Here is a 14,131-nt window from a genome sequence, read left to right as displayed (position 1 = left end):
CACAGAGGTGTAGTAATGACATTCCTTAAAAGCTGCCGCGGACGTTTAAAGCGCTTTTGCGCTCTGTTGAGCGTGGCCTTCAACTATGCACCCGCCGCTAGTGGGGCGGCCGCATGGAGCTTTCTCTCCTCCGGCCCAGCTGCGGCCCAGGTGGCCGGAAGCAACCCTGCCACGATGGTGAACAACATATGCACGTTCATCCTTGGTCCGTTCGGTCAGTCACTGGCTGTCCTCGGCATCGTCGCCATCGGCGTATCTTGGATGTTCGGTCGTGCTTCACTCGGTCTCGTGGCAGGCGTTATTGGAGGGATCGTTATCATGTTTGGAGCCAGCTTCCTGGGTCAAACGCTCATCGGAGCTGGCTGATGAGTGCCCGTCTGGAAGAGAGCACCCTGTATGTGGCGGCGACCCGACCGGCGTTGTTTCTCGGGGTGCCCCTGACCGTGGCCGGCTTGTTCATGATGTCGGCAGGGTTTTTGATCGTTATCTTCCAGAACCCTCTTTACGAGCTTGTTCTTGTGCCACTCTGGTTTGGAGCGCGCGTAATCGTAGAGCGTGACTATAACGCCATGACCATAGTGCTCCTCTTTCTGCAGAGTGCTGGCAGAAGCGTTGATGGTCACATTTGGGGCGGGTCAAGTGTCAGTCCCAACCCAATAAAGGTGCCGCAGCGCGGAAGAGGGATGGTGTAATGCTCGGAGCAAACGGCACGACCGAGAGATCTGGCGAAATTTATCTGCCTTATGTTGGACACCTCAGCGATCATGTCGTTCTTTTGGAAGACGGTTCGATCATGACCATGGCGCATATCAGAGGTTTGCCGTTTGAACTGGAAGGCGTTGAAGTCCGCAATGCACGCTGCCGCGCGTTTAATACACTCTTGCGCAACATCGCCGATGACAATGTTTCTATAAGCGCCCATCTCGTGCGGCATAACGATGTGCCGTCGCCGCCAGCGCGACAGTTCCGCAGTGCTTTTGCCAGTCGCCTGAGCGAAGCTTTTGAGCGGCGTGTGCTCTCCGGTAAGCTCTTTCGCAACGACCACTTCATAACCTTGATTGTGTTTCCCCGCGCCCCGCTTGGGAAATTAAGCGGCCGGTTTACGAGGTCCTACAAAAGAAAAGAATACGATCTTGCAACCCAGGTGCGAAATCTGGAAGATCTCTGGCACGTGATTGCTGGCGCTCTCGATGCTTATGGTGTCCGCCGGCTCGGTATTCGTGAGAAAGATGACGTGCTTTTCTCGGAAATAGGCGAAGCCCTCCGTCTGATCATGACTTGCCGTTTCACGCCGGTTCCAGTTGTCAGCGGTTCACTTGGCGCTTCAATCTATACCGACCGAGTCATCTGCGGCAAGCGGGCGCTTGAGATTCGAGCGCCGCAAGGCAGTTACGTAGGCTCAATCTTGTCCTTTCGGGAATATCCGGCAAAGACGCGTCCTGGCATGCTCAACACGCTGTTGTCCGCAGACTTCCCGCTGGTTTTGAGCCAAAGCTTCTCGTTCCTCACTCGTGCACAGGCCCATGCCAAGCTCAGCCTTAAGTCTAGTCAGATGATGAGCTCTGGTGACAAGGCCATTACCCAGATTGATGAACTGGTCGAGGCAGAGGACGCATTGGCGAGCAACGAATTCGTTATGGGCTCCCATCATTTGAGCCTTTGCGTGTATGCAGATAATCTCAATAGCCTCTCCGACCATGCTGCGCGCGCCCGCACGCGGTTGACGGATGCAGGCGCCGTCATCGTGCAGGAAAGTATCGGTATGGAGGCCGCTTATTGGTCGCAGCTGCCGGGGAACTACAAGTGGCGTACGCGCCCCGGCGCCGTCACATCGCGAAATTTTGCCGGCCTTGTATCATTTGAGAATTTCCCTGGCGGCAACGCTGCAGGTCACTGGGGCAACGCAGTTGCGCGCTTTCGCACCAACGGTGGGACACCTTTCGATTATGTCCCCCATGAGAACGACGTTGGCATGACGGCAATATTTGGTCCCATCGGGACAGGCAAGACGACGCTCATGACCTTTACCCTCGCGATGCTCGAGCAGAGCGTGGTTCAGCGCAATGGTGCGATCGTCTTTTTCGACAAAGACCGTGGTGGTGAACTGTTGGTACGTGCAACGGGAGGAACGTACTTGGCCCTACGCAGGGGAGCGCCGAGCGGCTTGGCACCTCTGCGGGGCCTTCCCAATACATCGGCGTCGCGCGATTTTCTGCGCGAATGGATTGTGGGGCTGATTGAGACCGACGGACGCGGCGGCATCACCCCAGAGGAGAACCGCCGATTGGAGCGAGGTATTGTGCGGCAGCTTTCGTTTGAACCGGGTATGCGCTCGCTCGCAGGCCTACGCGAATTCTTGTTGCACGGACCATCCGAGGGCGCGGGTGCGCGACTAGAGCGGTGGTGCAGAGGAAACGCTCTCGGTTGGGCCTTTGACGGCGAAGTCGATGAAGTCAGGCTGGATGCCTCGGTCACGGGCTTCGATATGACGCAACTCCTGGAGTACGAGGAGGTCTGTGCGCCGGCCGCTGCATATCTTTTGCATCGAGTGGGCACTGTGGTGGATGGCCGCCGATTTGTCATGAGCTGCGACGAATTTCGTTTCTATCTGCTGAACCCGCAATTCTCTGCGGTTGTGGACAAATTCCTGCTCACTGTGCGCAAGAATAACGGCATGCTTATTCTCGCAACGCAGCAGCCTGAGCACGTTTTGGAGTCGAGTGTCGGAGCCAGCCTCGTCGCACAATGCATGACGAAAATATTTTACCCATCGCCTACGGCGGATCGATCCGCCTATATCGGCGGGCTAAAATGTACCGAACAAGAATTTCAGGCGATCCGTGAGGATATGACAGTCGGCAGCCGCAAATTTTTGCTTAAGCGCGAGAGCGGAAGCGTTATCTGCGAATTCGATCTTCGGCAGATGCGAGAATATGTTGCCGTACTCTCAGGACGGGCGAACACCGTGCGCTTTGCCGATCAGCTACGTCAGACATATGGCGAAGACTCCTCTATGTGGCTCGATGAATTCATAGCGCGTTACGACGAAGTACAAGACTGACGGAGCCAATATCATGAAAATAGCACAACTCACGGCAACGGGGCTTGCCACTTGCCTTCTTCTGCAGGGGCCCGCCCAAGCGCAGATGTTCGTCAGCGATCCCGCAACGGAGGCTCAGACGCTTATAACCGCAGGGAACACTGCGCAGACCGTTGTACACACATTAGCATTGCTCGAACAGACAGTCCAAATAGCGCAAATGTTCACGACGTCCTTCGAGGTCATGGGGCTTTTAAGTTCACTCAACCAGCCGAATCGCTATCCGCCCACGGCTCACCTTGAAAGCCAAATGTTTGCTGCTCGGGCGCCAGCGTCGGCGACGGCGCGCGCGATCGCATCGGATGCTGAAAATAATGTGATGTGGGGTAACGACGCGCAAGGGGATCTCTTACGCAAGCAGATCGCAGGTTCGTCCAATGCCGCGGGGGCCGCAGCCGACAATCTGGACGCGATGGATCATCGCCTGCGGGATAATGCAAACGCGCTAAATCAGCTTTCGCGTTCAAGGGACATCATGCAGGCGACCGTCACCAATGGACTTATCCTCAAACAGATTCACGACGCGATCATTCAGAACACTCAGGCTACGAGCCTATTGACGATGACCACTGCACAGGCACGCCTTCAAGAAGCAGAGGAGGCAACTACGCAGCGGCGGGAACGCCAGGCAACTGCGGCGATCTTCGGCACGGGGCCGTAGTTTTTTGGTTGGGTCATCGCTCGGGTGGAGGGGCAGCGCGTCACCATCGAACGTGGAGAGAAGCAGGTCAGGTTGGGGTGATGAAATTCGGGATTGCCGCGCCATTTACGGCTATTCACACTACTTTTGATTTGGCCTTTGAGATCGGGCTGAAAACGATCCTGGAGCAGATCCAGAGTGCGGTCAGTGCCCCTCTGGTGGCGTGCGTCACCCTTTGGATAATAGTTCAAGGCATTTTGGTCATGCGTGGTGAAATTGACATGCGTGGTGGCGTTACGAGGGTCATGACGGTGTCACTTGTTGTCTCCCTTGTCGTGGGGCAGGCGAACTACCATGACTACGTCGTTTCAGTCTTTGAGGATACGATTCCCAGCTTCGTGCACCAGGTCAGTGGCAGTAATATTCCATTTCTCGATATCCCCGCAAGGCTCGACATCATATTCGCTCAAAGCCAATACTACTTTCAAAAGATAGCGTCCGAAATTGGACCAATGAATGGCCAAGACATTCTCGCCTTTGAAGGAGCGCAATGGGTTTTTTACGGTTCGCTTTGGGCTGCGTTCGCAATCTACGATTCTGCCGGAATTCTTATGAAGGTGCTCTTGGCGATTGGGCCGCTGATGCTTGTAGGTTATCTGTTCGATCGCACACGAGATATGGCTGCGAAATGGGTGGGGCAACTCGTCACGTATGGGATACTTTTCCTCCTGTTGAACATCGTGACAACCATCGTCATCGCTACGGAAGCGGCCGCCCTCGCGGTAATGCTGCGCGTGATCTCCTTTTCGGGTACGACCGGGGCCAAGATTATCGGCCTTTACGAGCTCGACATGTTCTTTCTTACCGGTGACGCTCTGATCGTCGCGCTACCAGTGATCGCCGGCAATATTGGAGGCGCTTATTTGGGAGGAACACACCAAATTGGCAGCAGCCTGAATCGCCACCTCGCTCGATTAACTCGTGGCTAGGATCCACCAAATCACCTAACTTGGAAAATGGAATGAAGTATTGCTTGTTGCTTCTAGCCCTAACTCTAGCCGCGTGCCAGACAACTGACAAGACAGCGACCTGCAAGGGTCCGGTTTTCCCGATGAACGTTGGGCATTGGCAACCGACTCCATCGGATCTTCAAGTCGCGGGAGAACTTAATGAAGGGCCCTGAATATGCTCTGCTGGTGGAGAGAGAAGCATTGGCTGCGCATTATAAGGAAGTGGAGGCCTTTCAAACTGCACGTGCGAAATCGGCGCGGCGTCTATCCAAGGTCCTGGTCGCCACTGCGACGGTCGCTGTTCTTGGAAATATCGCACAGGCCTTCACTATCGCCACCATGGTGCCGTTAAACAAACTTGTGCCTGTTTATCTTTGGGTACGCCCCGACGGTACAGTTGACAGTGAAGTGTCCGTCTCACGATTGCCGGCGACCCAAGAGGAGGCAGTCGTAAATGCCTCCCTCTGGCAATATGTGCGCCTGCGCGAGAGCTATACAGCGGACACGGCTCAGTATGCCTACGACCTGGTATCAGGTTTCAGCGGCCCGGCCGTGCGTCAAGAATATCAAAAGTACTTCAACTACCCCAATCCGGAATCTCCGCAAGTCGTTATCGGTAAGCGCGGTAGAGTAGAAGCTGAGCACATCGCCTCAAATGACATCGCGCCGGGTGTACAACAGATTCGCTATAAGCGAACGGTCGTTCTGGAGGGGCAGATGCCGGTGGTGAGCACTTGGACTGCAACAGTTCGTTACGAAAGAGTGACAAGCCTGCCCCGCCAATCAAGGCTGACCAATCCGGGCGGGTTACTTGTTACTTCCTATCAAACCTCGGAGGATTCCGTGCCGAATCTCGGGGGCAACCAACCGTGAAGAAGGAGGTATTTTTCACACTGGCTTGTTTGCTTGTCGTTACTGTGGGGGCTCGTGCGGAGGACACTCCTACGGCCGGCAAACTGGATTCTCGCATGCGCTATCTAGCCTACAACCCAGACCAGGTGGTCCGCCTGTCAACCGCCGTCGGGGCAACTATGGTTGTGACATTTGGACCGGGTGAGACCGTCACAGCTGTCGCCGTGTCCAACAGCAACGACCTCGCAGCCGTTCCGCGCGGCAACTATCTCTTCTTCAAGGCAAGCCGCGTCCTCCAACCACAGCCGGTTATTGTGCTGACAACGAGCGACGCGGGCATGCGCCGCTATGTTTTCAGCATCTCCGCCAAGACCATGTCCGGGCCCGACAAAGAGCAGCCGGAGCTCTACTACAGTGTGCAATTCGCCTATCCTGTCGAGGAGGCTGCGGCTCGGCGGAAGCAAGCGGAACAGAGATCCGTCGCTTATCGGCTCCAAGCGGAAGCACTGTATCAACGGAGGGCTGCAGATTTATTGGGTCAGCCGGCCGCAGCCGAAAGCCCCAGCGCCAACAATTGGCACTATGTCGCCCAAGGAGATCGTTCGCTGACGCCCTTGGAAGTTTTTGACAACGGCATCACCACTGTATTCCGCTTCCCAGGCAATCGACGCATACCCTCGATCTACACAATCAACCCAGACGGCAAGGAAGCCACTGCCAACTATTCGATCAAAGGAGACTATGTCGAGATTCCCTCGGTTGCCCGCGGTTGGCGGCTAAGAGACGGAGACACAGTTTTATGCATCTGGAATAGCGCGTACGATCCCACTGGACGAGACCCAGGCACGGGCACGGTCAGAGCCGATATCTGGCGCGCTCTAAAGGAGCAAAGCCGATGAGCGACGTCAATCCACAATCTGTGCACGACGTGGATGCGTCCGGATCCGTAGTTTCTGGTTCACCTCGCCGGCGACTTTCGGGATCGCAGAAGTTGATGGTTGCAGGCTTAGTCCTGGCGTTATCCCTAGGTCTTATATGGCTGGGCGGACGCTCAAAGGAAGAAGAGGGCGCTTCGCTGCCTAAAACAACGATTCTCACAACCAACACCGAGCCCTTTCGTCCTTTGCCGATTGATATTGCTTCTGATCCCCCAGCAACACAGCCGCCGGCGCAGCCAACCGCTCCTGCCTCAGAAGCCAGTCAGCCGGAACCCGATGACGAACCGCCTGAGAAATCGCCGATCTTTGCCTACAGCAGCGGTGATCAAGGTGTCAGCAAGCCCGCCCAACGGTCAGAAAACGGCCGCGAATACGAAGGCAAGGAGCAAGCCGCCGCCGCCTCGCTCACGGGCGAAGCGTCAGTCGAAAATGATCTTTCAATGCGGATGAAGCCGACTGTGCTGCAGGCAAGCCGCGCTACAGTCTTACCCCACCCTGACCTAATGATTACCCAAGGAACGACTATTCCCTGCATTCTGCAGACAGCGATCGATACCAATTTGGTGGGATATGTAAAATGCGTATTGCCCCAGGACGTCCGTGGGGCAACCGGCAGCGTTGTTCTCCTGGATCGCGGCACGACCGTAGTTGGCGAAATCCAGCGTGGCCTACAGCAAGGGGATTCGCGCGTCTTTGTTGTCTGGGATCGCGCGGTTACACCGAACCATGTCGTGGTGTCGCTCGCGTCACCAGGTGCTGACGAACTCGGCCGCGCGGGAATGCCTGGCACGGTCGACAATCACCTCTGGCAACGTCTAGGAGGGGCAATGTTCTTGAGCGCCGTCCAAGGTGCTTTCCAGGCGGCGAGTAGTTACGCTGGCAGCTCAGGTGCCGGCACCAGCATTAACAGCTTTCAGGGGAATGGAGAACAAACTGCCAATACGGTGCTAGGAGCGACGATCAACATCCCACCCACTCTGAAGAAAAATCAGGGGGACGCGGTATCCATATTTGTCGCGCGCGATATCGACTTCTCAGATGTATATGAGCTCCGAACAGCCACCGGGGCCACAAGAGCGCGGAATCGGCGACCCTAGCCCAGGCAAGTTCAACGACAACGGATATCGGAGACTGTATGCAGACGGAGGCAGATCCTCAATTGCGGTTTCTCCTCAAACCAGTTTTGGGATGGCTTGAGGAGCCAAGGACGGAAGAAGTCGCGATTAATGGACCCGGAGAGGCTTTCGTCCGCCAAGCCGGCGGATTCACAAAGTATCCCTTACCTTTCACCTACGATGATCTCGAAGACATCGCGATCTTGGCGGGAGCGTTAAGAAAGCAAGATGTTGGACCACGAAATCCTCTCTGCGCCACCGAACTGCCAAATGGAGAGCGGCTACAAATCTGTTTGCCGCCCGCGGTGCCGTCCGGCACTATCAGCCTGACAATTCGGCGCCCCGGCTCTCGTGTTCCGGAGCTCAAGGAAGTCGCGGCTCGGTACGATGCTTCGCGATGGAATCAGTGGCGCTCGCGTAAGCAGCGCCAAGCTGAAAAAGACGAGCAGATTCTTCAGCTTTACGACCGCGGTGATCTGGAAGGATTCCTACATTCATGCGTGACTGCTCGGCTGACAATGCTGCTCTGCGGGCACACGGGTAGTGGCAAGACGACGATGAGCAAGACACTGATCAGCGCCATCCCGCAGCATGAAAGACTTATTACAATCGAAGACACGCTCGAACTGGTAATTCCGCATGAGAATCATGTGAGGCTACTCTATTCAAAGGATGGAGCCGGCTTAGGTGCCGTCACGGCGGAGCAACTGCTACAAGCCAGCCTCCGCATGCGTCCGGATCGAATACTGCTCGGGGAGATGCGCGACGATGCCGCTTGGGCTTATCTTAGCGAAGTCGTTTCCGGCCATCCAGGATCAATCTCCACCATACACGGGGCAGATCCCGTTCAGGCTTTCAAAAAGCTGTTTTCGCTAGTTAAGAGCAGCTCGCAAGGAGCTGCTCTTGAAGACCGCACCTTGATTGACATGCTGTCAGCCGCCATCGATGTCATTGTGCCATTCCGTACCTACGGTGAGGTCTATGAGGTTGGCGAGATTTGGCTTGCGGCTGACGCCCGCCGACGCGGAGAGACAGTCGCTGATCTTCTCCATCAGCGTTAGGTCATCATTCTTGGAGCTGCCGTTCAGTCGCCAAGGACGGTATTTGTATGCGTTTTTGGTTGGACGAGTTCAAGGCTTTTGCGATCGAGGAGGCGTCGAGGCCGGGACCTAACATTTCGGCGGTTGCTCGACGCATCGGTATTCTACCTTCGCAGCTTTTTCGATCGCGACGGGAGCTTAGGGGAGATGGTGAGCAAAGCCTTGCTCTGGCCTATGGGTATTGAATGATGCACTTCCGACGAAGGCCATCGTAGTGCGGCATTGACGCGGCAGTTGCGTGGCGCGGGGGCGGAAACAGCACGGATACGGTGTTCGACAACGGTGACGATTGACGTCGTAACCTGCTGGGAGGACTGGTGGGCGCGACGGCACGCGCCTTCGCGAGACCGCCCGGTTTGCGGCCGAATGGTCCGATACAGTGCCGATGAAAGCGCTGCGCTTCTTTTTATGACGTATCCCAATTTTCATGACTATCCCAGTACCGCGGGGGGTCCGGTGACGCCATCATAGATTTCGATGATTATCATCTGTGCTTGACGACAGGCCGGGCATTGCCTGAGGGACCGCCGGTGAGCTCCTCAGCGAAATCGACGCACTCATGCCGTGGAGTTACGCCGGCTGAACGTCCTCGGCTTGTCGCTGACTTGTACGAGCCATAATCTCGTCATAAGTCGAGGCAAATTGCTGACGCTGTCATAGTGCAACATTGCCCTCGTCTGACGGGTGCCGGTATGATGAAAGGACATTTGCCGAATTGATCGGCAGTGGCGAGCTGTTGTGTGTAAAGGTCCCGATCCAGCTGCCTGACGAGGGGTCAAGGCAGCCTGGGTCGAGTTTGGAAGGTGAGAAGTTGAAACATGTTCTTGTCATCGATGACGATTTCGCCATGCGGCACCTCATTGCCGAGTACCTCACAATGCACGCCTTTAAGGTGACTGCAGTAACGGATAGCTGGCAGTTCAATCGCGTGCTCACCTGTGAGGCGGTCGATCTCGTTGTTGTTGATCTCAATCTAGGTCGTGAAGACGGGCTCGAAATCGTCCGCAATTTGGCAAAAAAATCTGATGTTCCCGTAATTACCATTAGCGGTGACCGTCTCGAGGAAGCTGAGAAAGTCGTTGCACTGGAGCTTGGAGCAACTGATTTTATAGCTAAGCCTTTTGGAATGCGAGAATTCTTAGCGCGCATCCGAGTAGCGTTGCGGGGGCGCCAGGTTAGTCCGAAAACAAAAGATCGACGCTCGTTTCATTTCGCCGGTTGGACGCTCAATCTTAAACAACGCCAGCTGATCTCTGAACAGACCGGTGAGGTCAAGCTGACATCCGGTGAGTTCAATCTTCTCGTCGCCTTTCTGGAGAAACCACGCGATGTTTTATCCAGAGAACAGCTTCTGTTTGCCAGCCGCGTGCGCGGAGAAGAGGTATATGACCGAAGTGTTGATGTTTTCATCTTGCGCTTGCGCCGAAAGCTGGAGGTTGATCCGACTAACCCTCGTCTGATTAAAACATTCAGGGGTGCGGGTTATTTCTTCGACGCTGACGTGGAAATTAGCTACGGGGGCACTTGGCACGCCTCCTCCGTGACCGCCGCTGACGCTGCATCCTCCCCAGCCGTGTCTCGGCTATCGGAGAATCGAACGGAACGGGGGCCCCATTCGTTTCCGACCGTAAACGGCCCTGTGCAAAGGTTCCGCTAGGAGCCCAGCTGTCTCCGCAGAGGGCCTCACGCGACCTGGCCTTCGAGATGTTGAGCGAGTAATGCGATCTCTGTGCGAGCGCTCGGCCTGATAACCGAGCGGCTCCCGACGATGCGCGCTTGCCCCGCATGTCGCCGGACAGGTTGAAATCATGGCCTAGCCCTTGCGCAGTAAGCGACAAGGAGACCCCGTCTAGCAGCATCGGGGTTGGGTAAGGTATGGCGGATAGACGATTTCACCGAGTGTGAGCATCTATGTCTGCGCCTATACCTAGCCCTAGAACGATCCATATGATTGAGGCTGTGCCGGAACGCCTTGAGGGTTCACCTCGTCAGTTGCGGCGTTTTTGGTCGGACGAGTTCAAGGCTTTAGCGGTCGAGGAGGCGTCCAGGCCGGGAGCGAACATTTCAGCGGCTGCTCGACGGATTGGTATTCTGCCTTCGCAGCTCTTTCGATGGCGACGGGAGCTTGGTGGGGATGGTGAGCAAAGCTCTGCTCTGGCGAAAGAACAGCAGCCGATATCTGCGGCAGTTAAGGAACGGGTTGTCGAGGTTGTCATTGGTGACGTCGTCGTGCGCGCCGGCGCGGACGTCGACGAGGCGCACTTGCAGCGGGTGATCCGGGCGGTGCGTTCGGCATGATCCCCTCCGGCGTGAAGGTGTTCCTCGCCAGTCATCCGGTCGACTTCCGCAAGGGCCCTGACAGCTTGCTGTCGCTGGTGCGGGATGCCGGCAGTGATCCGTTCAACGGTGCGCTTTACGTCTTCCGGGCCAAACGGGCGGACNAGCCGCCGGAAATTGTTGGGTAAAAGCCCTGCGGCGAAGTGAATCAGCGGCCTGAAAGGGCAGGAAAACCGGAGCAAAATGTGCTCTGGTCGAACCGATGACGCCGCCCGATCTCAAACTCCCGGATGACGTAGAAGCGCTGAAAGCCATGGTGCTTGCCATGGCCGAAAAGGCGGCGCGGATCGACGCCTTGGAGAGCGAGGTCGCTGATCTTAAGGCACGAAACGCCGATGCCGATGAGCGCATCGAGCGGCTGACGCAGATCCTGAAAGCATTCGATCGCGCCCGCTTCGGCCGGCGATCGGAAAAGCTCGGCTCCCCAACCACCGACGACGAGCAGCAGGCCTTTGTCTTCGAGGAGATCGAGACCGGCATCGCTGCGATCAGGGCGCAGGTCAGCAAGGGCCGCGAGCGTCCGGATGGCAAGCGTCCACCGCGGCCACGCAAAGGCTTCGCATCTCACCTGGAGCGGGTCGAAGTCGTCATCGAGCCGGAGGATCGGCCGGAGCATGCCGGCAAGCAGAAGGTGCTGATCGGCGAGGATGTGTCGGAACGGCTGGATGTGGTGCCGGCGAAGTTCCGCGTCATTGTCACCCGACGGCCGAAATATGCCTTCAAAAACGAGGACGGCGTCATCCAGGCACCAGCGCCGGCACACATCATCGAAGGCGGCATTCCGACGGAAGCGCTTCTGGCGCAGATCGCTGTCTCAAAATATGCCGATGGCCTGCCGCTCTATCGACAGGAAGCGATCTACGCCCGCGACAAGGTCGAGCTCGACCGCAAGCTGATGGCGCAATGGATGGGCAAGCTCGGCTTCGAGCTGGAGATCCTCGCCGACTACCTCTTTGATGAGATCAAGAAGGGGGAGCGGATCTTCGCCGACGAGACCACATTGCCGACGCTCGCTCCCGGCTCCGGATCGACGAAGACAGCTATCTATAGGCCTATGCCAGGGATGACCGACCATTTGGCGGCAGCGGTCCGCCGATGGTTGTCTATCGCTTTGAGGACAGTCGGGCCGGCGAGTGCGTCGCCCGGCATCTGAACGGCTATCGCGGCATTCTGCAGGTGGACGTGTGTGGACGCCCCGGTAAATGCAAGCAAAATCTTACTTCGGCAAGGGCATGTGGTCGGGTGCTGACGTGTGTCCGGCCTCGGAAAGCGACTTCAACACGTCGCGGGCTCTTATGGAATGCGTGGATCAGATCCGATTCGGCTACGCGTGCTCTGGGCACTCATCCACCTAATGATTCTTCTGATCCTGCTTCTGACCGATTGCCCATAATCCTCCGTAGACCTCACCACACTCCCGACGTCTCGCGGCCCCGGTTCTGCCTTATGCAGCGCCAGGTGTCGGAGCTTGATAGACGCCACCACGGGCCATCAGAGCCCAAGCGGTGCGCGCCAGTTTATTCGCCAATGCTACCGCGACAAGCTTCGGCGGCTTCTTCAAAAGCATTCTTGCCAGCCAGGAGCCGGCAGGCGCTCCATATCGTCTTGCCCAACGCACCACGGCGGTAGCGCCAAGAACAAGAAGACGTCGAAGATCTCGTTGCCCCATCTTGGATACTTTACCGAGCCTGTCCTTGCCTCCGGACGAATTCTGCTTAGGCGTGAGGCCAATCCAAGCCGCAAAATCACGACCCTTGCTGAACATCTCGGCTGATGGAGTCAAGGCTTCCATAGCGGTCGCGCAAATAGCACCGATGCCTGGAATGGTCATCAAACGGGAAGCGACATCGTCTTGTCTAGCGCGCGTCCGGAGATCTGCCTCTACTACGGCAATCTTCTCTGAAAGAAATGCAACCTGCTCCAGCAAGCCGTCGCAAAGGATCCGCGCGGCCTCAGGCAGGTCCGGGTGAGTTGCGACGAGTTCCCTCAAGCTGGGAAGGTGTTTGATACCCTGCGGCACAATCAACCCGTACTCCATGAGATGTCCGCGTAGTGCGTTGACTGTCTGTGTGCGCTGTCGCACCAACAGGTCCCGAACCTTGAATGCCATGGATGAAGCCTGCTTCTCTGCGCTCTTCACTGTTACAAATCTCATCGTGGGACGCGATGCCGCTTCCGCGATTGCCTCAGCGTCAGCAGCATCGTTCTTCTGGCGTTTGACAAAAGGCTTCACATAGGAAGGATTGATCAGTCTGATCTCATGCCCCAGCTTGCCAATCTCCCGTCCCCAATAATGGCGCTGGCGCAGGCTTCCATCGCGACTACGCAGATCGGGAGCTTGGTGAAAAACTCAAGCAACCTTCCGCGGCTCAGCTTCTTGCGTAGGACCGCCGCTCCATCGGAGCCTGCGCCATGGATCTGGAATACGTTCTTTGCCAAATCCAAACCAACGATGGTAATCTCGTTCATGGACGTCCTCCTTGCTGGTCCAAACACACCCGCACTTTGGCACATTTGATGCCGTCGGGGGGCGTCCACTCCACCGGCTATGCCGCCTACAACAAGCTGGTCCGCTCCGATCGCGGCAATGACGGCGTCACATTGGCTGGCTGCTGGTCACACAAGTCGGCGCAAGTTCTATGAGCTGCATGTCGCGGAAAGCTTGAAGGTCGCAACGGAGACGGTCGAGCGGATGGCGAAGCTGTGGCAGGTCGAGGAGACCATGCGCGGCCAAAGCCCTGACGCGCGTGTCGCGGTGCGTCAGCAAACCTCCGCCGCGATCGTCACCGAGCTCTTCGCCCTCTGGCAAAAGACCCTGCCGCGGATCTCCGGCAAATCGAAGCTCGCCGAGGCGATCCGCTACGCGATGTCGCGTCGCGCCATCTTCGAGCGCTTCCTGGCCGACGGCCGCATCGAGCTCGACTCCAACATCGTCGAGCGAGCAATCAGGCCCCAGGCAAGCGCTGATTCATTGTACCCCTCTTCTTCAAGTGTCTGGAAACATTGATATTTGTTTTTGGAGTTCGGCGCGACACGGAC

12 protein-coding genes and 5 pseudogenes are annotated in these 14,131 nt (G+C 56.8%); 16 read left to right on the top strand and 1 reads right to left on the bottom strand.

Annotation, left to right across the window (positions count from 1 at the left end; all coding sequences use genetic code 11):
* The first annotated feature begins 15 nt into the window (after window positions 1-15).
* From virB2 to tnpC, 15 genes and pseudogenes are all read left to right on the top strand, one after another.
* Entirely contained in the window at window positions 16-366 is a 351-nt protein-coding gene (virB2, locus tag ATB98_RS22485) for a pilin major subunit VirB2 (RefSeq protein ID WP_066877676.1), read from the top strand.
* Window positions 366-692 (top strand): type IV secretion system protein VirB3, encoded by a 327-nt coding sequence (locus ATB98_RS22480; RefSeq protein WP_066877673.1) that lies wholly within the window; start codon window positions 366-368, stop codon window positions 690-692. Before virB2 ends, ATB98_RS22480 begins: the two co-directional genes overlap by 1 nt.
* The gene (gene virB4, locus ATB98_RS22475) at window positions 692-3,061 is read left to right on the top strand and encodes a type IV secretion/conjugal transfer ATPase VirB4 (protein ID WP_066877671.1); all 2,370 of its coding nucleotides are present in this window, start codon (window positions 692-694) and stop codon (window positions 3,059-3,061) included. Before ATB98_RS22480 ends, virB4 begins: the two co-directional genes overlap by 1 nt.
* Before the next feature lie 13 nt (window positions 3,062-3,074).
* Window positions 3,075-3,761 (top strand): type IV secretion system protein VirB5, encoded by a 687-nt coding sequence (locus tag ATB98_RS22470; protein ID WP_066877669.1) that lies wholly within the window; start codon window positions 3,075-3,077, stop codon window positions 3,759-3,761.
* Between the two features lie 80 nt (window positions 3,762-3,841).
* On the top strand, window positions 3,842-4,729 hold the full coding sequence (locus tag ATB98_RS22465) for a type IV secretion system protein (protein WP_066877666.1): 888 nt from the start codon (window positions 3,842-3,844) through the stop codon (window positions 4,727-4,729).
* 32 nt (window positions 4,730-4,761) lie between these two features.
* On the top strand, window positions 4,762-4,923 hold the full coding sequence (locus tag ATB98_RS28160; protein ID WP_084435691.1) for a type IV secretion system lipoprotein VirB7: 162 nt from the start codon (window positions 4,762-4,764) through the stop codon (window positions 4,921-4,923).
* Entirely contained in the window at window positions 4,910-5,623 is a 714-nt protein-coding gene (locus ATB98_RS22460) for a type IV secretion system protein VirB8 (RefSeq protein WP_066877661.1), read from the top strand. Before ATB98_RS28160 ends, ATB98_RS22460 begins: the two co-directional genes overlap by 14 nt.
* Window positions 5,620-6,501 (top strand): P-type conjugative transfer protein VirB9, encoded by an 882-nt coding sequence (gene virB9, locus ATB98_RS22455; RefSeq protein ID WP_066877659.1) that lies wholly within the window; start codon window positions 5,620-5,622, stop codon window positions 6,499-6,501. The genes ATB98_RS22460 and virB9 overlap by 4 nt, the downstream gene beginning before the upstream one ends.
* The gene (gene virB10 / locus ATB98_RS22450; protein ID WP_066877657.1) at window positions 6,498-7,637 is read left to right on the top strand and encodes a type IV secretion system protein VirB10; all 1,140 of its coding nucleotides are present in this window, start codon (window positions 6,498-6,500) and stop codon (window positions 7,635-7,637) included. The genes virB9 and virB10 overlap by 4 nt, the downstream gene beginning before the upstream one ends.
* Before the next feature lie 38 nt (window positions 7,638-7,675).
* Window positions 7,676-8,716, top strand: a complete 1,041-nt coding sequence (gene virB11, locus ATB98_RS22445) for a P-type DNA transfer ATPase VirB11 (protein ID WP_066877655.1) — start codon at window positions 7,676-7,678, stop codon at window positions 8,714-8,716.
* Window positions 8,717-8,763: 47 nt separating this feature from the next.
* Window positions 8,764-8,940 carry a transposase gene (locus ATB98_RS28155; protein WP_084435689.1) on the top strand — a complete coding sequence of 59 codons (177 nt, stop codon included), beginning with the start codon at window positions 8,764-8,766 and terminating at the stop codon, window positions 8,938-8,940.
* Between the two features lie 626 nt (window positions 8,941-9,566).
* Window positions 9,567-10,280 (top strand): annotated as a pseudogene (gene virG, locus ATB98_RS22440) (two-component system response regulator VirG); the annotation flags it as partial.
* 422 nt (window positions 10,281-10,702) lie between these two features.
* Entirely contained in the window at window positions 10,703-11,053 is a 351-nt protein-coding gene (locus tag ATB98_RS22435) for a transposase (RefSeq protein ID WP_234781988.1), read from the top strand.
* A pseudogene (gene tnpB / locus ATB98_RS30575) lies at window positions 11,050-11,196 on the top strand (IS66 family insertion sequence element accessory protein TnpB); the annotation flags it as partial. The gene ATB98_RS22435 and the pseudogene tnpB, both read left to right, overlap by 4 nt.
* Before the next feature lie 98 nt (window positions 11,197-11,294).
* Window positions 11,295-12,295, top strand: a pseudogene (tnpC, locus tag ATB98_RS22425) (IS66 family transposase); the annotation flags it as partial.
* A 241-nt stretch (window positions 12,296-12,536) separates the two neighbouring features.
* Here the strand turns inward: tnpC and ATB98_RS22420 are convergent.
* A pseudogene (locus tag ATB98_RS22420) lies at window positions 12,537-13,561 on the bottom strand (IS110 family RNA-guided transposase).
* Window positions 13,562-13,636: 75 nt separating this feature from the next.
* Here ATB98_RS22420 and ATB98_RS22415 point away from each other — a divergent pair.
* A pseudogene (locus ATB98_RS22415) lies at window positions 13,637-14,048 on the top strand (IS66 family transposase); the annotation flags it as partial.
* Between the last annotated feature and the right edge of the window lie 83 nt (window positions 14,049-14,131).

It is taken from the genome of Sinorhizobium saheli, from assembly GCF_001651875.1.
GTDB lineage: Bacteria > Pseudomonadota > Alphaproteobacteria > Rhizobiales > Rhizobiaceae > Sinorhizobium > Sinorhizobium saheli.
This window is presented reverse-complemented; position numbering and strand designations above follow the sequence as displayed.